Raw genomic sequence first — 20,435 nt, forward strand, 5'->3', positions numbered from 1 at the left:
CTCAATACAATTGGAGGCTGGTGCAAAAACCAGAATAGGATTAATCTACCATGTGTGCTTCCCGTAAGGGAGCGACAGTCAGTGGTGCACCTTGGCCGTTGGAGTCAGACTAACGGATGGGCTCTAACGCACCATAGTTCATCGACCTTCCTCTCCCAGCCGTAGAATCAGTATTGACCGTTCTGAACCATTTTCATTCTCTGTGGTGAAGCGCTGATTTTTGCGCTTCATGGATGGCTAACGGGGCAGGTTAGTGCAATAAGAGGGAATATTTAGAAGGACGTCGAATTAAGTAAATTAAATAAAATCCCTCACATAACCATTTGTCCTGATGGTCAATGGTTAAATATAGTTGAGTATTGAACATTTCTTACTCTAACAGGTACTTTACTTCGATAGTCAGGGGCAGGTTAGTTAAAGAAGCTCTCTCAAAATTTATTGTTCCCCAAAGTTGTTTCTTACAGCTACAATAATGGTGAAACACAATGAGAAATTGAGAAGGAGCTTATGCTAATTGTATCTTATTAAATATTTTGGAATCCAGTTTGTTCTATTTACTGTAATAATCCTAACAAGGTTTTACTCAGATAGTTACATAAGCAAGCCATATACTTACACTGATTTAATAGCAATAATTATTTATATTGCTGTACTAATCGTTCTTTTAAATGGGAATTATAGGCTAAAAGAACGTCTGGTGCCTATTCATTTATTAAACAATAATGCTCTTGACCTTCGATATTATTATTTTGGTAAATGTGAATAATTTACTATTGTTTTTCATTAACTTTCAATTTACCTGTTTTAGCCTTTTTAAAAATTAATTTATCATTAATATCCGATTTCATTTCGATAAGTTTGAATTGGGGTAAGATTTCATTTTTCTTTTTGGAAAAAGGTGCAATAATAAATTGATCTTTATAAGTGTCAATGACAACATAAAGAGGTTTATTTTTGTGCTCAATAACTAAATATTCATCTTTGTAAAGAGGATTCATATTTCCATATGAAAAAACTCCACTCAAAATCATTAACAAAAGAGCGAAACAGCATGAAGAAAAACCGGTCCAGTTTTCTTTGAAGGTTAGTTCTGAGTTTTCATACATATTTCTAAGTATTATGTAAAAGCCGAAAGCAAAAATAGCACTGAGAATCATAAATAAAATTGAATACTCATAATAAACCATTGATTTATCAATAAATAATTTTTTAAACATATGATAAAGTGTAATTAATATAGAAATAAAAGTTACAATCCGCAAAAAAATATTTTGAAATATGAGATATATGAAATTTATTATTTTTATACCTATTATGCTTAGCAAAAATAAAGATATCATTAAATACATTAAAATATTAATAAAACTTTTTAATTCAATATTTATTAGCTCTAAAGGTATTTGATAATACGAAAATTTACCCAACATGTAAACATAACAAATTAAGTAAGCTATTGCTGTTAAAGGAGCTACTATTACTGCGATATCAAATCCAAGGTTCTTAATCAAAAGGCCTTTATTTTCATTTGCTTCATTATTATTTTGACTATGGCTATTGTGCGTTTCGCTTCTTGAAATCATACTTTCTCCTCCGGTTCATTAACTATGTATAATTTACCATAAAAATTTTTATGTAGGGGAAAAATTATCCGATTTTGGGCGACTATTAAAGAGCCTACATGCGATTGATAGAAGAAACACCTCAAAATAAGGAAAAATTTGTTTGAGTGTAAAGTCATGCATTAATAAGTAAAATTTTAATAAAAGGGGTGTCAAGAATGTGGTTAACACCAAATACTTTAAATCAGATTGATAGGAATTCAGGAATTATTGGGAGAGCAATTTTGATATGCCAGAAATTTGAAGCAACATGTAATGACATTATTTCGTGGTTCGAAGCGACCTTAGCTTTAGAGAAAAGAAAATATGAATTTATGAGTACTGAGTATATATCTTATGTAGACGATTTACATAGTATGCTTTTGGGAAAAACAATTAACAAATTATCCAACCAGAAGAAAGAGATTATAGCATCTAAAAGTGAAATGAAAATTTTAAGTAAAGCAAGGAAGTCTAGAAACTGGATAGTACATGAGTCTGGCTTGAAAACTTTATTCATCAATAAAGAGCTTGATATAGAAGAATTAAGTAGGCATGTAAAAAATGTTGCCCGTGGAGAGTTCTTGGTATCTAATTGGTCTTATCAATTCCATGAGTATGAAACACAAAGTTTTATAAATGAAAGTCTGTACACCAACTGCATTGTAGATTGGGTCGTTTGCCCAGATGAGGATAAGACAAAGCAAACTTTATGGTTCTTTAAATAACAAAAACTCATTAATGGAAAAACGTTTTTACTACAACTGGGAGAACAGTTGCCAAATGAAGTGGGATCCAGATGAAAGACAATCGTCCATTTTTTTGCAGAGTTAACTATAGCATTATAATAAAGTTTAATTGAAGTAACAAAACTTGACTAAGCAGGCCATACTGGACCCTTTTTCTGCAAGGTTTTATGAACAAAACGATTATGTTCTACCCAAAAAGCGTTTAGGAAAAGCCATTACTTAATGTTTTAATCAATGGAATCATCTTGAAGTTCTTGAAACCTTTTTATTGGATCGCCATTTAGAAATGATAATTATAAAAGTGAATATTCCATTAAAGTTTGTGATTGGGAGAAAAAATTGGATGTTCTCGAATATACGTGAAGTGTCATGAGCGCCATCAATTTTTATACGTTTTAGATTAATTTTAAAAATGTTCTCACTGAAAAGGGGGTGTTTTTCCTTAAGGTGAGTGGGATTGGCTATATATTAATATATTCATGTTTTTAGGAGGACAGAAAGGTTTGAGTGAAACTGTGGAAACTACAATTCAAATTTTGTCTTTAGTTATTGCTGCTTTATCAGCTCTTTTTTCTGCATTTTCATCAAAGAGTGCAAGTGAGAGCGCAAAGCTATCTGAGAAACAAGTCACATTAAAGTTGTTTAAATTAAAATAAAGTTGGTTAAAAATGTCAGTCGTGTTATTCCATTAAAGGTCCAGATTGTTGAGTAAACAGTTGAAACATATTATGAAGCAGGAAGTACTGAGGCCTTTAAACGATTGACATCACCGGGTTCAGGGGGTAAGGGGGGAGCAAATCCTTTAAAGGGGAAACGTATTTACTTTAGGACAAAATATAGTAAATAAATTCCGCTATATATAATCATCTTATGTTATACATATCAACTTACAATAAAAGGGGTGGCGTTTATGAAGTTATTGTTTTTGCACCACTCAGTAGTAAAAAACATCTCGAGGGGAGGAATCAACTTTGGGAAAGCAGGGTTCGAAGGCAATCTAAAGATGGTTATGAGTTTGTGAAAAATGCGGAAAAAGCAGGGAATATGGGAATTGTTCCTGCGTCTTGAATTTAGTGGCAGCAGATTTTTATAAAGAGGAGACTATGGCATTTACCAACGAAGATTCTAGACTTAGCAACATACCTATGAATATGTATAATGTATTATTGCATATTTTTGGTCTTTTTTACATTCATAAAAGTAATTTTCGGTTGCCAAATCCACCTAAATAATCACAGGGACAGCTCTACTTCTTCAAAGAGGAAAGAATCCGTCCTTGTGATTAAAAACTTATTTTCTTTTGAGAAGCCAGTCTTGAAAATCGGTGGCAACTATTCTTTCACCTGTGATTCCCTCTGCAGCAGCCGAGGCTAAAAAAACGATTGTCCAACAGCAGGATAACCCTCGCTCTTTAACTTCTCTACTGCTTGATCCAATTTAATTCCAACTCTAGAAGCTAACGCCACCGTGGCTCCAGCGTGAAGCAACGCCTCCGCCATGGAAAATCCTAGGCCGCTTGAAGCACCTGTTACGAGGGCATGGATATTTCTTAACTCTTTTGTATTCATTGCATTTTTCCTCCGAAATGTTATTAGACCACTGACTAATACAGTATTCTGTCTAATCATCACTTTTATACTTTGCCAAAAAAGTAAGCTAGGGGGTTTTCGGACGCAGAAAAAAAGGGGCAGAGTAGGGAAAAATCCATTTTTAAGCGAGGCGGATCACGATTTCGAGCAACCACTGAACAATTAACTATCTGGTGGCCCCTAAAGGTCAGTTCAATAAAGAAAAAAAGGTGTCTCTTTTGAAGAAGAATACGCTTCTGTGTTGAAAGTAAACAAATTTTTTCACACTTTTTTACTTTATTTGTAGTGAACTACATATACATTCTATAGAAGAAAATTATTTCTATAGGAGGTTTCCATGGATCAAAAGGATCAAAGTCGTCAATTAGACCAAATAAAGCAAATGCAACAAATGTTTAAAGCGAACATGAAAACTCAACCTTATCCCATGTACCCTAACTATGGGAAAATCACACGTTACGAAGAAATTCCGATAAGTTTACCTGAACAGCGCCAGCTGCGACATCCCGGAGTGGAAAAATTAATGGTACCCCTTCCAATTATCGAAAATCCGAACTATAAAGGGAGTGGAAAGTTATCAGGAAAAGTAGCACTTATTACAGGTGGTGACAGTGGTATTGGTGCAGCAGTAGCAATTGCGTTTGCTAAAGAAGGCGCAGATGTTGCTATTTCATACTTAGATGAACATGAGGATGCAAATAGAACAAAAACGAGGATTGAACAACTCGGACAACGTTGTTTTCTAATGCCTGGTGACTTGCGGGACAAACAACAGTGTGTCTCCATTGTAGAACAAACAGTAAATACGTTTGGACGTCTCGATATTCTTTGTAACCACGTTGGTATCCAATTCCAACAACTAAGTCTGCTTGACATTACAGATGAGCAATTCGATGACACCTTCAAAGTTAATATATACTCTCATTTTTACACAACAAGAGCAGCGCTTCCTCATTTAAAACCGGGCAGCTCAATCATTGGCACATCTTCAGTGGTGACGTATGTAGGTGAGCAGCAAATGATTGATTATACGGCCACAAAAGGCGCAATAGTTGGTTGGACACGTGCCTTGGCTAAAAATGTCGTGAAACAAGGGATCCGTGTCAATGCCGTCGCCCCCGGCCGAATTTGGACCCCGCTTATTTCAGCAAGTTTCTCGTCAGACCAAGTCGCTGTATATGGAGCATTTAATCCAATGGAACGAGTTGCCCATCCATTTGAACTCGCACCAACCTTTGTCTATCTTGCTTCTGATGATTCTCGTTTTGTTACTGGTCAAGTTCTTCATGTTGATGGGGGAGAATCCACACATTCCTAATGGAAGGGGGTTACCATTTTGAGATATGAATTTAATCCAGAAGTAAAGCTATTGCTAGTAAACCAATCAAATGAAAAAGTAAAGATGGTCTATATGGAGGATTCCTGGCCAATGTCTAAAATTGCACTTAGACCACCATACTATTGCTACCCAAGTTACGAGCTGAATTATCCAATAATCTAAATAATAACACTTGAAACTTGCATTTTTTCGAGGTGATAGTAAAAAATGCAAGTTTCAAGTGTATATAAATATTTTTTTTGTATATTGATAAGTAGAGTATAGTTTTTAGGAAACGAATTGGTATTAAGTTTATGGGTTGGAAAGATAATTGGATACATTGTAATGAGGAGCACCAGAGATATAGTCCAAGAGGGGAGAACTATATGGAAGTTGAATTTAGTGAATTGAATCCCCAAGGAAGACTTTATAAGATTACATTAAACAACAGGATGGAATGCTAAAGGCTTGTATTCATATGACCAGCTATATACCGCATTTTGTAACAGCTGGTAATCCATTTCTATTTATCATAATAAAAATTTAATAGGATTTGGCATGATTATATCAGATGGGATTTATCAAACTTTAATTTGTGATGTGATGGTCGATGCCGAATACCAAAAAACAAGGCATTGGAAAAAAAGTAATGAAATCATTACAAAAAATATGAGGAAGAAGATATTAAGTGGGTTAAATTATTTAGCGCAAAAGGAAAACAAGATTTTTATAAGAAATTAGGTTTTGAAGCCCCAGAATCTGAAGCCCCTGGTATGTCCTTATTTTTATAATTTATTAAGGCACAGATTGGTTTGCTGCTTATGAGGTTTTATCAATGTGTATCAAGTCCTTTACTAATTTAAGCCTAACTAAAAAAGTTAAGAGAAAAAATTAAAAGCTTACATAACTGAAGCGGATAAGAGATTAAAAAGGGTATATTTTTTACACGATGCTGGGAGGGACATAAACTCCACTGCCACCAACTTTTAAAAGAAAGACAAACTACTCATTATTAAGGGGGATGAAAATGGAGCATATTGTAATTACTGCTGTATTAAAACCAAAAGAAGGCCTGCAGGGGCAACTATTATCAGAACTCAAAAAGGTACAAGCGGCATCAAGGGAAGAGGCGGGTTGTATAAAGTATGACTTACACCAATCTGAAGACCAAACTTTTGTTTTATATGAAGTGTGGAAGGATGAGGAAGCGCTGGAACACCATATTCAGTCGGCTCATTATCAGGAATACAGGAACAATATTGCAGACCTTGTATCAACTAGAGAAGTGTATAAGCTGAAAATAATGGAATAAGTTCACAAAGATGGAGTGGCGGAACCGTCGGAAAAACCTGTTATATGCAGGTTTTTTAGTCGTCTTTTTTAAGATGGGAGCTTTTCGCCGTATCTCCTTCGAAACAAATCTTTTGATTTGGACGGACAAGATGGCTATTATATTAATATCGCTAATTACCGATTTGGCGTGATGCTTTCAGATCATCTATCCAGCTTCCATTGGGATAGTGATAATCGATATAGAAAGAGGCAAATGACATTGAAGCAGGAATTGGAACGCTTAAATGATGAACAAGCCGTTGAAATTTTTAAGGCATTGTCGAACCAGACGAGGGTGAGCATTCTTCAAATGTTAAAAGATCCCGACAGTCATTTTTCACCGCAAGCCCATATTATTGCTGATGAAGGATTTAAAGGCGGGGTTTGCGTAGGGGATATCCGAAGCATGGCCGGGATTTCGCAATCCACTACTTCACAGTATTTATCGATTCTGCTGCAAAGCAGACTGGTTGAAATGAAGCGAATCGGCCAATGGACGTATTATCGCCGTAATGAGGAGACGATTAAAAAGTTCGAAAAATACATTGGTACAAAAATTTAAGGAGAATTGAAGTGAGTTTATTACAGCATCGAGCATTTAACAGGTTGTACCAAAAGGATAAAATGACGCTTGGTTTCACGATTCCGACGGCAAGGATGTCCAAATATCCGATTATGGAAAATCAGCTGTCGCTTGCCCGCAAAATTGAAGACCATGGTTTCGCGGCATTGTGGCTTCGGGACGTTATGATTCAGAATTTGAATATTGATGATAATGGTCAAATGTATGATGTATGGATTTATTTGACCTATCTTGCGGCCCATACCAAGGATATTGCACTTGGGACGGCGAGTGTGGTCCTCCCGCTGCGCCATCCTGTCCGAGTGGCAAAGGAAGCATCATCTATTGACCGGTTGTTTCCCGAACGCCTGATCATGGGAGTGGCTTCAGGAGACCGGGATAAAGATTTCACAGCTTTGGGAATATCCAAGCTCGAAAGTGGAGGGCTGTTTAAAAAGAATTATGCATTCCTTGAAATGCTGTTAAAGGAGGACAATCCGACAATCAACAGCGATTTAGGCATCATCGATGGAACGGATATGAGAATGATCCCCAAACCTTTTTCTTCGATTCCAACCATGGTGACAGGATTCAGCAATCAATCGATTGAATGGATCGCCCAGAATGGGGACGGCTGGATCCAGTACCCGAGGATTATCCCACAACAAACTCAATTGATTAACGAGTATCGCGAGTTGTCGGAAATTCACGCCCCAGGAGTGTTTAAACCTTTCACTCAGACTTTATTTATCGATTTATCGGAAAATCCCGATTCGCTTCCTGTTCCGATTCCGTTAGGATTTCGTGTAGGGCGCAAACAGTTATTAGAAATTCTATATCAATTTCAATCCATTGGTGTCAATCACCTGGCATTTGTATTGTATTTTTCAAAGCGCCCTCCCGAGGAAGTCATCCAGGAGCTTGGAGAGTTTGTGTTGCCTTACTTTCCGACTCATGAAATTCCAGTATTAGATTAGTTTTTAAAAAAATTAGATAAGGGAAGAAGATGAACTTATGTCTAAACATGCTAATAAACTAAACGAAATTCCATTCTCGGTGCTTGATCTTTCACCGATAACAGCCGGAAGTACTCCTGCTGACTCTTTCCGCAATACATTGGAACTCGCACAGCTTGCTGAAAAACTTGGTTACAACCGTTTTTGGCTCGCTGAACATCATAATATGCCGTTTATCGCCAGTTCCGCCACTTCTGTGGTGATGTCCCATGTGGCAGCCGGTACATCAAAAATCAAGATTGGTTCAGGAGGAATCATGCTGCCGAATCATGCACCGCTCGTCATCGCTGAGCAGTTTGGCACTCTTGAATCATTATATCCTGGGCGAATTGACCTTGGTCTGGGGCGGGCACCCGGTACAGATCAGGGGACCGCTCGTGCATTGAGACGCGACTTGGGAAGTACCGGAGATGACTTTCCTGAGCAATTAGCGGAACTCCGCGGTTACTTTGATCCATCCCTGGCACAAGGGAACCCTATAAAAGCCATTCCAGGTGAAGGTTTGAATATTCCAATCTGGCTGCTGGGTTCAAGCGGCTTCAGTGCAAAGCTGGCCGGAGAACTGGGTTTGCCATTCGCGTTTGCCGCCCATTTCTCGCCACTTAACACTCTGGGTGCTCTACAGATCTATCGCAAGGCGTTTAAGCCTTCGAATGTTCTCGATAAGCCGTATGCGATGTTGGCATTGAATATCATTACAGCAGAAACGGATAAAGAGGCAAAGCGCCTTTTTACAACAATACAGCAGCAATTTTTGAATCTGATGAGTGGCAACCTTAAACCGCTTCAACCACCGGTAGATGACATATCCGAAGTGGCCAGCAGCTACCAATTAAAGGCTCTCGAGCAGCAATTAGGCTCATCAATCATTGGCAGCCAGCAGACGGTAAAGGACAAGCTGCATATATTTTTGGAGGAGAGCCAGGCTGATGAAATCATGGCCATTGCCCAAGTTTACGACCACAAAGCTCGCCTGCATTCATACGAGCTTCTGGCAGAAATTACAAAAAGTGAAAGGTAAAAAGGAGGACATCAGCAAGGAATCCTTTTTGATTTTTCCTAAGGCATTGAATATGGATGAAACCGTGAGATCATGTTATGAGCTTGTTTACAGGATTCCTTAATTAAAAAGTTAAAAGTTGTTAGAATAGGAGACAATGATATGAACTGCAAAATTAACCGAAATGCTGCTAAAGTGCTGAAACAAATGTTGGAAAGTGAAGAGGCTGAAGGGAAAATGGTTCGTGTCTACGTTACATTGGACCATGGGGACCATGCCCATTATGAAGTAAAACTTGATACGCCCACGGACCATGATGAAATTGTGAAAACAGACAAAGGCATTGATGTTTTGCTTGATAAAAGGGAACCGTTTTTAGATGGGGTTTGGATCAGGTATTTCTATGTGCCTCAAGCACAAGCAGGATTTGACATCACGAATTCTTCTAAAGGGCATCACCATCATTAAACACGTGACAGAGCGATACTAAATGTTTTTATACCCTCATATATCTAGCAGTATACTAAGCACGGTAGATTACTTGTATTTATTGTGTAAAATGAGAATAATACCAACGATGCTTATACAATTTTAAGGGGGCTTATCATAATGAGCAAAAAAATCGCTTCATTAATAACAGACTTATTTGAAGATGTAGAATTCACAGAACCAGCACAAGCATTTAAAGATGCGGTCATCAAGGATCATAATTGACATACAGGCTGGAAAAGATATTACTGGTAAAAAAGGTGAAGCAGTAAAAATAGATAAAGGAATTGGGGAAGTTAATCCTCAAGACTTTGATGCTTTACTCATCCCTAGCGAGTTCTCTCCTGATTTATTACGTGAAGACGACAGGTTTTGGTGAATTCGCAAAAGCATTTATACAAGAAGGTAAACCTGTTTTTGCCATTTGCCATGGCCCTCAAGTATTAATTGATACAGACCTATTAAAAGGCGTGGACATAACAGGTTTTAAATCAATAAGGAACGATCTCAAAAATGCAGGTGCTAACTACAAAGATGAAGAAGTTGTGGTAAGCAAAAATATTGTAACAAGCCGTTTTCCGAATGACATTCCTGCCTTTAATCGTGAATCCTTAAAATTATTAGCTGAATAATAGCGTAAGTACTCAATAGTATCGTTTTAGGAATTAATATTTCACAATGAATTTCAATAAAAAAAGGTTTTAAGAAGGAAGGGTTTTTACTATGTCATTAAATGGTAAACGAGTAGTTGTTTTAGGGGGTACTTCTGGTATTGGTTTAGCAACTGCCAAAGCGTTTCTCGATCAATCAGCTCAAGTGATCATTGCCAGCCGTTCTGTTTCCAAATTAAATGAAGCAAAACAAGTTCTTGGTGGCTATGTAGAAGGAAATGAAATCGATTTTCGAAGCGAAGAAAAAGTAGCAGAATTTTTCAGCAAGGTTGGAAAATTTGACCACCTTGTGGTAACAGCAGGAGAAGGAGCAATGGGGCACTTTAGTGAATTGCCTGTGGCAAGTGCTAAAGAGGCGTTTGATAGTAAGTTCTGGGGGCAATATATTACAGTCCGTTCAGCACTTCCATATTTAAACAATGAGAGCTCAATCACCTTAACCTCTGGTGTATATGGCGTTCGTCCTCCTCAAGGCGCTACTACGTTAGCAGCAATCAATTCAGCCATTGAAGGATTGGTTCGAGGACTTTCCGTAGACTTAGCCCCTATTAGGGTAAACGTGGTTTCACCTGGAATTGTAGACACTCCAATCTATGCTGGAATGCCAGATGATCAGAGGCAAGCACTGTTCGACGGCATTGCACAACAGCTCCCTGTTGGACGGATTGCAAATCCGGAAGACATAGCTGAAACCTATGTATACCTTGCTAAAAATGGTTTTACTACTGGTACGGCTGTTCTTATTGATGGTGGAGCCCACTTAGTATAATGGCCTAAATGGATGTTGAACGGAAGCTTATCACCCTACCAAGCAGCGGGTTCTAACTAAAATAGAAATAAGTTAAGAATTAAGTAATTTACTGGTGGCAATACTGCAAAAGAGTATTGCCGCCTTTTTTGTTATTAGGTACATAAAAAGAAACAAAAGGAAGTGTCGATTTTTAATGAGTGTACAGGACGAAAATAAATTAACAAAAATAAAAAATTCCCTTGAAAGTCGTGTAGTTACATTGCCTGATGGAACTTCTCTGCCAAGAATAGGACAAGGAACTTGGTACATGGGAGAAAATCCTCAAATGAGAGAAAGGGAAATCAAAGCTTTACAACTCGGAATTGAATTAGGCATGAAACTAATAGATACGGCGGAAATGTATGGTGATGGCGATTCTGAACGCTTAGTAGGTGAAGCAATTAAAGGACGAAGAGATGACGTCTTTTTAGTATCAAAGGTGTATCCTCATCATGCAGGATTAGATATGATTGCCAAAGCGTGTGAAAACAGTCTAAAAAGGCTGGGAACCGATCATCTTGATTTGTACCTTTTACACTGGCGAGGACGTGTGCCATTAGCAGAAACCATTGAAGGAATGGAAAAGTTACGCAAGGAAGGAAAAATAGTAAGGTGGGGAGTCTCCAATTTTGATTCCGATGATATGAAAGAGTTATGGAACACCACTAACGGAAAAAATTGTATGATTAATCAAGTATTATATCATCTTGGTTCAAGGGGTATAGAGTATGATCTCTTACCATGGCAGCGAGAACATCACATGCCTATTATGGCATATAGCCCGCTAGCTCAAGGAGGTTCTTTAAGAAGACAACTGTTAACGGATCCAAGCATTTTAGAGATTGCAGAAAAATACGCTATACAACCCTTACAAATCGCTCTCGCTTGGACAACCCGGTCTAACAATTGTCTAGCTATTCCAAAAGCTGTACAAGAAGAACATGTACTAGCAAATGCGGAAGCTGCTATTATTGAATTAACAAAAGAGGATTTAAATAGACTTGATGAAGTATTTCCGCAACCGACTAGAAAAATGCCTTTAGACATTTTATAGAAATTTTGAGGATAGACAAGAGAGAAGGGATTGAATGTGTATGTCAACAGAGGTATTGGGAAGATTTACTCCAGATGCAGCGCCGAGGGAGCTCCCGGCTCGCCCGCGGAAAGCGAGCACATGGAGCCAATTGCTTTTTAACTATGAGCCCTCCCTTCACCAAGTAGCGGAATAGTGGGATTATCTTACTTCTATTACTCTGGTTGGGATGTAGCTCTCTTTAATAGTGGTGATTTTACTGCTGGAGTTCACTTGGAATTCGATGAGCCTGAAACAGTTAAAATGAGTGGGGAAGAAATTTTTTTAACAGCTTCATTACACCCTACTTACATAAGTATATGATCAAAAAGAGGGAGAAAGGAATGTAATGGAGATAATTGATCTATTTAAAAAAGGATATGAATTTGAAGGAATTAGAGTGGATTTTTTAGTAACTTATACCTTTCAATTATTGTTGTTATTCTTTGAATATACATAATTCTAGCCAAAGAAAAGCAGGCGAGTAATTAAAGTAGCACAACTGTTTTTTAACCCCTGTTATGAAACTATGTAAGTTAAGCTGATTATTAAGTCTCTTTTTTGCCTCTCATTTTCTTTAATCATCTATTTCCATATTGTAAAACTGCTTAAGTCGTACTTATCAACCCATTTCCACCAAGCCATTCAAACCTTCCTTAGATTCGTCAATGATTTGGTACACAATAATGGGAGAACGGTAGATCGTCCATCCTCTGTGGTGCCACACTGTGGCATGGATGGCTAACGGGTAGCTTTATTTAAAGGATGATTGTCTGCTAAAGAGGAAAAAGCCCCACTCAGTCGAGAAGGGCTTTATACATTATTACATCTAATTTGTCCTCTGGTGTCCTCCCTTTTGTCCTCCGATATTTTATATCATATTTAAAGTATTTAAGTTGAACTTTTTAAAAATGTTGATTTAAAGCCTTTTTTAATACTCTATTTCTTTATATGAAAATGAATGGGGGGCATGATGTAATCATTCGCTAAATCCCTAGAGGGGTTTAACGAGGATTCAGTCATGAGTGCTCACCTAACATGTGAATATCTTTAAAGTTGAAGGCCTCCCACAGTTTACTGTGGGAGGCCTTTTTTTTCTATGTCAATTTCAATGAATTGTTCTGGAGATGGCAGAGAACATCAACTCCTGGAATACTCCAAGTGGAGTAAAAGGGTCTGTTAAAAGTTGATTGAAAATGTTTTTAACTTAGTGAAGGATCACCCAAAGGCAGTTTTCCCTTTACAAGCTTCTTTTGCTTCGGTTATTTTTGCATGAGTTTGATATGAAGTCCATAGTTGTAGATATATCAGGAGAGTCCAGCAGTGGTAAAAGTGGTTTACTTCTACTCTGTGCATCGGTATGGGGGAGTCCTAAAGAATAAAAGTAAAAGCGGGAAACTATGAATTATCAATGTTTTTCCCGCTTTTTATCATTTTATATTTGAGTTACATATAATCATAAATAGAGTCATCAAAATAGAGCCAGTGATAATATTCAATCTGTGAATCTGTCATCTTGGAAATGTCTTTCTCATTGAATTTTTGTTGCTCAATTAATTTCTGCACTTTGGAATTTCTTTCTACTTGGCTCATCTTAAATCCTCCTTATAGTATGAGAAGTAACGAAGTATTCAAAAATTGAAAACGCTTTCTTTTTTCTTGTTTTTATTATATATCTCAATGTGAGATTAAACAAATATCAAATATAGATGATTTTTAAGGAAATAATATAGAAATGTTATTTATCTATTTACTTTGAAGCAGTTAAAGAGGCAAGGTCGAATTCCCAAGCCTGAGTTTTGTTAAAATATCAAGCCCGAGTTTCCAGAAAAGGGGGTTACTTCCTTTTGTGGGAAATAACTCTGATGATTTTTGGTTTTCACTTTTAAATAAGGAAAAGCTAAATTTCACTTGTAGTTTACACATCAAAAAAACTATTTTTGTCTGTAAGTTATTGGTTCACTAGTGATGGCGCCATTCTTCTTTATTAGCTGTCTTCTCATTTACTATATAATCTCCCACAGGACCTTATGTCAAAGAACCAATTCCAGGTAATGCAGCCAATACTGCCTGAAAACACATCTCGGGCTTACTATCTGAATATCATCTTCTGAGAGATCGATAAAACCTAGTTTCTTTTTTACTTCACCATCTTGAAGCAAATGTTAACGAACTTTGTTTTAGGCCAATTTTTCAAGTATCTTCTTTAGCATGATAAATATTTAAATCAATGTTTTTTGCTTTAGCTTCACGTTCAATTTCCTTAGTAATGAAACCTTCTTCTTCTTTTCTACTCTCAAATGGTGGCCTTACATATAAAAAGCCTGTTTCAAAACTTTTCAGCTTCCTCTAGACTCAATTCAGTTGTTTTACCATTTCCTTTTACACCATCACTCCCACAAGCTGAAACATTCAATACAAGGAATAAAACAAGACACCCATTAAGAATCTTTTGAAATTTAATTTATAAAATTTCCTCTCAATTTTTATAATAAAATTGCACCTTTCACTGTTTTACAGGGAGATTCAAATTTATAGACATAGAAAATCATATCTTCTGTTCCTTCTAAAGTGGAAGCCTCAGTTAAAATGCCATCTTTTTCTTAAAACTCATTTATGTGTTTCTTTAATAATGCAGTTTGAATTCGATTTAAGGATTTTTTCATTTTCATGATAATCTTTTTTCCTTCCGATATAATTTAGGATTAGGTTTATGCTTCCTCTTGTAATAGGGGGGCTTTTTCAGGTTCTTCATACTAGTTATTTATAAGAATTTAATTGAAAATGCTCACCTATTTGCTCACCTGACATTGAAATATCATGACACTAAGTGAAGTTAGTTTAGGTGGCTTTGACCAAAAGTGTTGATATTTTTACCTTGTTACTTCCTATTATTGAATGGGCGGGCATGATGTAATCATCGCTTAAATCCCTTAATATAGGGGTTTAACGGGAGATTCAGTCATGAATGCTCACACCAAATATGTGAATATCTTTAAAGTTGAAGGCCTCTCAGAGTTTACTGTGGGAGGCCTTTTCTTTATATATGAATTCGTTATTTCCTAATCGTTGTTGATTTTTTAATTCCTACTACAGCTTCAATCAATAGGGAAGTGGTAGGTATGCCTAAATAAGTTTGGAGTAATGCTCTTTTTCATTCCTGCTTTTTTCGGAAGCCGTTTAAGCTGGGTATCAACTATTCGGTGCTTCTATGACATGTTAACAGGGTTTCATCAATCTTAATCGTATGTAAAGAACCCTTTGTTTTTGGTGTTAAAAGTTGCCCATTTTATGATCACGATTCTTAAACCGGTATAGGGAATACACGATTTCTACTAGGGAAGCATCGCTGAAAAATAAGGGAATTATGAAATGTAAATTATATCGTTTCACTTTTGGGACGGGAGGATTTACTAAATATATTAGTATAAAGTTAGAAGTGCGGAAACACTTACCCTAACCTCTTTGTTAAAAGGAGTTTGACCACAATGAAAATTATTAGAGTTAGAGAAGTTGAAATTGCACTTTGGGTATTATAATAGTAGGAGTTGAATTTAATGGATGAGTTAATAGTTGAATTTAAAAAGATGAAATATCATCAAAAGTTATTACTTACAATTGCTTTGGATAAAAATCCTGAACAATATACTTTTTTTCATTTCATTTTGAATAATGATCTGAGTGAAAAGGATTCAAAGGTGATTTTTGATATACTTCATGCTTTAGAAGATAAAAAAGAAGGTACTTACAAAAAGGGTAAATATGAAGCAGCCATTGCATCATTATTAGGAGATAATCCTTCAGTGTCCATGGATACCTTTGAAAAGGCATTGTTACATGTAAATATTGATGTGAACCCTATTTATCTAATTAAATCCTTGAGAAATCAATATTTTCAAGTTGATTTATGTAATTACCTTTTGGAACAATAAAGTATAATCTCAAAAAGCATAAGTATATAATATTATTTCGGCAAACTAACTAAATATGCAAAAGCGAGATAACCCCTTTTTTTACAATTGCACTGACCTGAAAAATGAGAAAAGTAAAAACACTTTTCGTTGAAAAGTAGGTATTGAATATCAGCCAATCAATGTGGAGGTGTTTTTTTCTATGGAAAAAAATGCAGTGTAGTTAAATAACTCTATAAGGATAATAATTAATTTTTTGTCTATAGGGTAGTTCATCCACGTACCCATTTTTTTATAATTTTCATAATAATGATGAATTGCGTATAATGAGGTTATGGAAGGGTATATATACATTTAAATCAATACGAATTGAAAGAATGGTTATCATTCTATTCTATAAGCAAATAATCTATCAAAGGTGAAATGATTATGATAGCTAGTCTTATGAAGTCTTGGACAATATGGATGAAAATTGGAGTGATTTTATTCGGGGTATTCTTACTATCGTGGTTGGGTCCTGACGAAATTGGTCTTACTGATTTGCTTATTTCATTAAGAGAAGGTGAAGAAACAGGAAATCAGTTAATGCTTGCGGTTTTTTTGCTAGTGTCTTTAAATACAGTTTTAGCTTTGTTTCATTATATTGGTGCACTGCTGTTGGGTGACGAAATCGCTGCTCGTTTAAACCGTCCATGGTTAAAAATCATCATTCCTCTTATTGTTATTCCTCTCGATTATATCGTGATAAATGCTTATTATTCTTTAACATACTCATTTAGCGCATATGCTTTGTTATTGTTGTTAGCCATCTTATTATTGCAAGCCTTTGAAAAGGATAGGCTAAAGCCAATTATTAAAACGATTATTTGTTCTCAATTAATCTTTGGGATTGAATGGCTGAATGAGATTCCTTCTTTATCCCAATATGGATTTGGCCAAGGGTCGATTTCAAAGGAATTAACAGATATAGCGGTTCAAATTGGATTCGAGCAATCTTTAACATTGTACAGTTTAACTTTGTGTTTAATTTTCGTTATTAATGCTGTTATTTTAGCTGTGTATTTTTCATTGGCTGAACAAAAGTGGCGGATAAAGCAAGAGCTTCATTATGCGCAGTTAGAAGCAATGCAGTCAAGATCAGGACGGGAAGCACTTTATCTGGTCCATGATTTAAAAACGCCTCTTACAACAATTGAGGGGCTAAATTCTTTAATTAGTATGAAAGTGGACGATTCTAAAATTAAAGAATATTGCCAAAGGATTTCAGCATCGATTCTTTCCGTTAGCGACATGATTTCCGAGATTTTATATGATGATAAAAAACATTGGTGCCGTATAAAAGATTTAGTTGAATATGTCGAAGCAAGCAGACTGAGCGGGACAAATCTTAATCTGAAGGTAGACTTTCAAACAGATCCTGAAATTAAAATTTTCATTAATAAAATCCGAATGACAAGGGCATTAGTGAATTTAATTGACAATGCTTATGATGCAGTGAATGGAATAGAAGATGGAAAGATTTTGCTTAAGGTAAAAACCTATGAAAATGAACTTTGGTTGGGCGTATCAGATAACGGGAAAGGGATTTCACCTAAAGAGCAGGAGAAAATATGGAAAGCTGGGTTCAGTACAAAATCGCATCCAGGCATGGGATTAGCTTTCGTACGACAAGTTGCTGAAGGACATGGTGCAACGGTGGAAATTGATAGCAAGCTTGGGCACGGGACAATATTTTGGATTAAACTAGCTGAGGGGAGTGTGTCAAGATGAACATTTTAGTCATAGATGATGATACATCAATTCAATATATGCTAAGTGAAATTTGTGAATTTGCCGGCTGGAATGTAGATACGGCTAACAACGGAAAAGAAGGGGTAAATGTGTTTGCAGAAAAAGGAGCAGATGTTGTTTTAGTTGATTATCATATGCCGGAAATGGACGGAATAAAAACAGTGGGTGAGCTTCGTAAACTTAATGCCGATGTTCCGATTCTTGTATTAACAGTCGATGAACGACAGGAAATTGCTGATCGCTTTCTTGAAGCAGGCGCAACGGATTTTGCCTTAAAGCCTGTAAAAGCGCCTGATTTGATTTCAAGAATTCAACTGCATGCCCGCCTAGCAAAATTAACCCAATCAGCTCCGCAGCAAAAATCCAGTGAAGAAAAGGATGTATTTGTAACAAAGGGAATTAGTAAGAGAACACTTCGTCACGTTAGTGATTTTCTACATTCTAATCGCGAACCTTTTTCTGTTGATACAATTTCTAAAGAAGTTGGATTGGCTTATCCGACCGTTTATCGCTATATTATGCATTTACTTGATGAAGGAAAAGTGGAAACTATTGTGAGTTATCAAAAAATAGGAAGACCCAAAAATTTATATCAATGGATTGTTGACTAAGAAACTGCCTTAATACAAGGCAGTTTTTTATTATGATGGGGGGGGGGGCTCCGTTACTGCACAGACCGTTAATGCAACAAGACTTTTTTTCTTTTTTTTCTGTATTTTTATATTTTCTGATAATATAAAATTATTTTACAACACTTAAGATTCTTTAAAATATTAATACCTTCATTGAATGTCTTTATAAGTTAATGCTCATGTAGATTTTGCTATCAGATTCTTTTTGCACCAGAGTGAAGATTAAAAATGTAAACGCTTACTGATGATGAGTTGGATGGCATGAGTGGCCATCATTGTACCAATCAATTGTCTATTAAAATAAAGACCATGCAATTATTTTGTGAATGTAACGATTGGTGGTTAACCATATTGAGGAGGACTTTATTATGCAAGCACTATTAAAAGAAGAAGTTCAGCAGCCAAAACAGTCCAGGAAAAAGCATCCTCCAGGACTGTATATGCTGTTCGCTACTGAGGCATGGGAGCGCTTCAGCTATTACGGAATGAGGGCAATTCTTGTTCTTTACTTAACAGCAACGGTTGTAAACGGCGGGCTTGGAGTCGACAAATCTGCGGCTATGGGCATATACGGATTCTTTACTGGTGCCGTTTATATTACGCCAATGATTGGCGGATACTTGACTGACCGTTTCATGGGCAGAAGATTGGCGATCACGATTGGCGGTATTTTAATGGCGCTTGGTAACTTTTCGCTATTCGCAAGTCAGAGTTTGACAGCGCTTTACATTGGTCTTGGTTTATTGATTATCGGTAATGGTTTCTTCAAGCCAAACATCTCGACAATTGTTGGTGATCTTTATGAAGACAATGATCCGCGTCGTGATGGGGCTTTTACCATCTTCTATATGGGTATTAACGTTGGGGCTTTCTTCGCACCATTAGTAGTCGGGCTTATGAGCTATAAATATGGGTTCTTGACAGCAGCAATCGGCATGATTGTAGGACAGTTAGTTTTCAACTTATTAGGCAATCGCTATTTAGGTGATATAGGTAAAGAACCTACTGGCAAACCGGAAGTTACAGCTGGTAAAAAATCAGCTGCACCGTTAACGAAAAGAGAACAAAAACGTACAACGGCTATCGTGATTTTGGCAGTCTTCGTCATTGCTTTCTGGGCCGCTTTCGAGCAGGCAGGAAGTTCATTGACATTGTATGCTAATGACCAAATTGATCGGAATGTATTTGGCTTTGAGGTTCCAACTGCCTGGTTCCAATCATTGAACCCATTATTCATCGTGATTTTAGCGCCAATTATGTCTGCTTTATGGTACAAGCTTGGCAGCTCAAAACGCGGTGACTTAAAAACCCCAACGAAGATGGCTCTTGGTTTAGTCACTGTTGGTTTAGGTTTCTTAGTACTGCTTCCTGCCGTTATGTACACAGGAAACGATACAGCCCTGAAAGTGAACATCCTGTTCATGATTGTAACGTATTTCCTTCATACATTAGCCGAACTAATGATTTCACCAGTCGGTTTATCAATGGTGAGCAAAATTGCTCCAATCAAGCTAGCCTCTCTTCTAATGGGAGTATGGCTGGCAAGTTCCGCGGTGGCCAATATGGTAGCCGGACAATTAGCTGCATATACGCAGTCTTTAGGTTACCTGGAAATCTTCAGTGTGATTGGTTTTGTAACAATTGGTTTAGGTATTGTATTATTGTTTCTTTCGAAGCCAGTAGCAAAGCTGATGAAATAATGAGAAATGGAGCTCGACCCAAAAGGCATATAATGTGCCATTTGGGTCGAGCTTTTTATAGTGTGAAAAAATAATAGAATCGGTCCAAACTGGTGTAAGAGGAGCTCCACAACGACCAAACAAGAAAGGAACGATTCTTTCAAGTTTTATTTCTGTTTGCTTAATCTTATTGTGTTTCAGCTTTTTCACGAGTCTTTCATCAATTTGAATGGTAT

At 36.7% G+C, this 20,435-nt stretch carries 18 protein-coding genes and 1 pseudogene; 16 read left to right on the forward strand and 3 right to left on the reverse strand.

Annotation, left to right across the window (positions count from 1 at the left end; translation table 11 throughout):
* Positions 1 to 770: 770 nt before the first annotated feature.
* Complete coding sequence (locus ACZ9AO_RS22620; protein WP_476110577.1) at positions 771 to 1,580, reverse strand: hypothetical protein; 810 nt, start codon at positions 1,578 to 1,580, stop codon at positions 771 to 773.
* Between the two features lie 197 nt (positions 1,581 to 1,777).
* Between ACZ9AO_RS22620 and ACZ9AO_RS22625 the strand changes: the two genes are divergently transcribed.
* On the forward strand, positions 1,778 to 2,326 hold the full coding sequence (locus tag ACZ9AO_RS22625; protein ID WP_476110578.1) for a hypothetical protein: 549 nt from the start codon (positions 1,778 to 1,780) through the stop codon (positions 2,324 to 2,326).
* 524 nt (positions 2,327 to 2,850) lie between these two features.
* Positions 2,851 to 3,003 (forward strand): hypothetical protein, encoded by a 153-nt coding sequence (locus ACZ9AO_RS22630; RefSeq protein WP_476110579.1) that lies wholly within the window; start codon positions 2,851 to 2,853, stop codon positions 3,001 to 3,003.
* A gap of 714 nt (positions 3,004 to 3,717) precedes the next feature.
* On the opposite strand, the gene ACZ9AO_RS22635 is transcribed toward ACZ9AO_RS22630, so the two are convergent.
* Positions 3,718 to 3,915: an SDR family NAD(P)-dependent oxidoreductase gene (locus ACZ9AO_RS22635; RefSeq protein WP_476110580.1), complete on the reverse strand. Its 198-nt coding sequence runs from the start codon at positions 3,913 to 3,915 to the stop codon at positions 3,718 to 3,720.
* Between the two features lie 358 nt (positions 3,916 to 4,273).
* Here ACZ9AO_RS22635 and ACZ9AO_RS22640 point away from each other — a divergent pair, with 358 nt between their 5' ends.
* From ACZ9AO_RS22640 to ACZ9AO_RS22685, 10 genes and pseudogenes are all read left to right on the forward strand, one after another.
* Positions 4,274 to 5,254 (forward strand): SDR family oxidoreductase, encoded by a 981-nt coding sequence (locus ACZ9AO_RS22640; protein ID WP_476110582.1) that lies wholly within the window; start codon positions 4,274 to 4,276, stop codon positions 5,252 to 5,254.
* A 1,027-nt stretch (positions 5,255 to 6,281) separates the two neighbouring features.
* Positions 6,282 to 6,566 carry a putative quinol monooxygenase gene (locus ACZ9AO_RS22645; protein ID WP_098575183.1) on the forward strand — a complete coding sequence of 95 codons (285 nt, stop codon included), beginning with the start codon at positions 6,282 to 6,284 and terminating at the stop codon, positions 6,564 to 6,566.
* Between the two features lie 234 nt (positions 6,567 to 6,800).
* Entirely contained in the window at positions 6,801 to 7,148 is a 348-nt protein-coding gene (locus tag ACZ9AO_RS22650; protein ID WP_476110660.1) for an ArsR/SmtB family transcription factor, read from the forward strand.
* Between the two features lie 11 nt (positions 7,149 to 7,159).
* Positions 7,160 to 8,125: a TIGR03571 family LLM class oxidoreductase gene (locus ACZ9AO_RS22655; RefSeq protein ID WP_251542828.1), complete on the forward strand. Its 966-nt coding sequence runs from the start codon at positions 7,160 to 7,162 to the stop codon at positions 8,123 to 8,125.
* A gap of 37 nt (positions 8,126 to 8,162) precedes the next feature.
* On the forward strand, positions 8,163 to 9,185 hold the full coding sequence (locus ACZ9AO_RS22660; RefSeq protein WP_476110585.1) for an LLM class flavin-dependent oxidoreductase: 1,023 nt from the start codon (positions 8,163 to 8,165) through the stop codon (positions 9,183 to 9,185).
* 141 nt (positions 9,186 to 9,326) lie between these two features.
* On the forward strand, positions 9,327 to 9,632 hold the full coding sequence (locus ACZ9AO_RS22665; protein WP_144553897.1) for an iron-sulfur cluster assembly accessory protein: 306 nt from the start codon (positions 9,327 to 9,329) through the stop codon (positions 9,630 to 9,632).
* A gap of 141 nt (positions 9,633 to 9,773) precedes the next feature.
* Positions 9,774 to 10,285: pseudogene (locus tag ACZ9AO_RS22670) on the forward strand (type 1 glutamine amidotransferase domain-containing protein).
* Positions 10,286 to 10,376: 91 nt separating this feature from the next.
* On the forward strand, positions 10,377 to 11,093 hold the full coding sequence (locus ACZ9AO_RS22675; RefSeq protein ID WP_251542830.1) for an SDR family oxidoreductase: 717 nt from the start codon (positions 10,377 to 10,379) through the stop codon (positions 11,091 to 11,093).
* A gap of 175 nt (positions 11,094 to 11,268) precedes the next feature.
* The gene (locus tag ACZ9AO_RS22680) at positions 11,269 to 12,168 is read left to right on the forward strand and encodes an aldo/keto reductase (RefSeq protein ID WP_476110588.1); all 900 of its coding nucleotides are present in this window, start codon (positions 11,269 to 11,271) and stop codon (positions 12,166 to 12,168) included.
* A 1,271-nt stretch (positions 12,169 to 13,439) separates the two neighbouring features.
* Positions 13,440 to 13,568 (forward strand): DUF927 domain-containing protein, encoded by a 129-nt coding sequence (locus ACZ9AO_RS22685; RefSeq protein ID WP_375541207.1) that lies wholly within the window; start codon positions 13,440 to 13,442, stop codon positions 13,566 to 13,568.
* 64 nt (positions 13,569 to 13,632) lie between these two features.
* On the opposite strand, the gene ACZ9AO_RS22690 is transcribed toward ACZ9AO_RS22685, so the two are convergent.
* On the reverse strand, positions 13,633 to 13,779 hold the full coding sequence (locus ACZ9AO_RS22690) for a BH0509 family protein (RefSeq protein ID WP_251542831.1): 147 nt from the start codon (positions 13,777 to 13,779) through the stop codon (positions 13,633 to 13,635).
* A 1,964-nt stretch (positions 13,780 to 15,743) separates the two neighbouring features.
* Between ACZ9AO_RS22690 and ACZ9AO_RS22695 the strand changes: the two genes are divergently transcribed.
* The 4 genes from ACZ9AO_RS22695 to ACZ9AO_RS22710 all read left to right on the forward strand — a co-directional run bounded on the left by ACZ9AO_RS22695 (position 15,744) and on the right by ACZ9AO_RS22710 (position 20,220).
* Positions 15,744 to 16,118, forward strand: a complete 375-nt coding sequence (locus tag ACZ9AO_RS22695; protein WP_476110591.1) for a DUF1878 family protein — start codon at positions 15,744 to 15,746, stop codon at positions 16,116 to 16,118.
* 444 nt (positions 16,119 to 16,562) lie between these two features.
* A complete protein-coding gene (locus tag ACZ9AO_RS22700) occupies positions 16,563 to 17,867 on the forward strand; it encodes a sensor histidine kinase (RefSeq protein WP_476110593.1) in 1,305 nt (434 codons plus the stop codon).
* The gene (locus ACZ9AO_RS22705) at positions 17,864 to 18,499 is read left to right on the forward strand and encodes a response regulator (protein ID WP_251542837.1); all 636 of its coding nucleotides are present in this window, start codon (positions 17,864 to 17,866) and stop codon (positions 18,497 to 18,499) included. Before ACZ9AO_RS22700 ends, ACZ9AO_RS22705 begins: the two co-directional genes overlap by 4 nt.
* A 389-nt stretch (positions 18,500 to 18,888) precedes the next feature.
* Entirely contained in the window at positions 18,889 to 20,220 is a 1,332-nt protein-coding gene (locus ACZ9AO_RS22710) for a peptide MFS transporter (RefSeq protein ID WP_476110595.1), read from the forward strand.
* The last annotated feature ends 215 nt before the right edge of the window (positions 20,221 to 20,435 follow it).

This window comes from Peribacillus sp. TE19612 (assembly GCF_056279465.1).

Coding starts and splice junctions, on each gene's coding strand:
- ACZ9AO_RS22620 (WP_476110577.1), bottom strand. CDS start 1,580: ATGATTTCAAGAAGCGAAACGCACAATAGCCATAGTCAAAATAATAAT.
- ACZ9AO_RS22625 (WP_476110578.1), top strand. CDS start 1,778: ATGTGGTTAACACCAAATACTTTAAATCAGATTGATAGGAATTCAGGA.
- ACZ9AO_RS22635 (WP_476110580.1), bottom strand. CDS start 3,915: ATGAATACAAAAGAGTTAAGAAATATCCATGCCCTCGTAACAGGTGCT.
- ACZ9AO_RS22640 (WP_476110582.1), top strand. CDS start 4,274: ATGGATCAAAAGGATCAAAGTCGTCAATTAGACCAAATAAAGCAAATG.
- ACZ9AO_RS22645 (WP_098575183.1), top strand. CDS start 6,282: ATGGAGCATATTGTAATTACTGCTGTATTAAAACCAAAAGAAGGCCTG.
- ACZ9AO_RS22650 (WP_476110660.1), top strand. CDS start 6,801: ATGACATTGAAGCAGGAATTGGAACGCTTAAATGATGAACAAGCCGTT.
- ACZ9AO_RS22660 (WP_476110585.1), top strand. CDS start 8,163: ATGTCTAAACATGCTAATAAACTAAACGAAATTCCATTCTCGGTGCTT.
- ACZ9AO_RS22665 (WP_144553897.1), top strand. CDS start 9,327: ATGAACTGCAAAATTAACCGAAATGCTGCTAAAGTGCTGAAACAAATG.
- ACZ9AO_RS22675 (WP_251542830.1), top strand. CDS start 10,377: ATGTCATTAAATGGTAAACGAGTAGTTGTTTTAGGGGGTACTTCTGGT.
- ACZ9AO_RS22680 (WP_476110588.1), top strand. CDS start 11,269: ATGAGTGTACAGGACGAAAATAAATTAACAAAAATAAAAAATTCCCTT.
- ACZ9AO_RS22690 (WP_251542831.1), bottom strand. CDS start 13,779: ATGAGCCAAGTAGAAAGAAATTCCAAAGTGCAGAAATTAATTGAGCAA.
- ACZ9AO_RS22695 (WP_476110591.1), top strand. CDS start 15,744: ATGGATGAGTTAATAGTTGAATTTAAAAAGATGAAATATCATCAAAAG.
- ACZ9AO_RS22700 (WP_476110593.1), top strand. CDS start 16,563: ATGAAAATTGGAGTGATTTTATTCGGGGTATTCTTACTATCGTGGTTG.
- ACZ9AO_RS22705 (WP_251542837.1), top strand. CDS start 17,864: ATGAACATTTTAGTCATAGATGATGATACATCAATTCAATATATGCTA.
- ACZ9AO_RS22710 (WP_476110595.1), top strand. CDS start 18,889: ATGCAAGCACTATTAAAAGAAGAAGTTCAGCAGCCAAAACAGTCCAGG.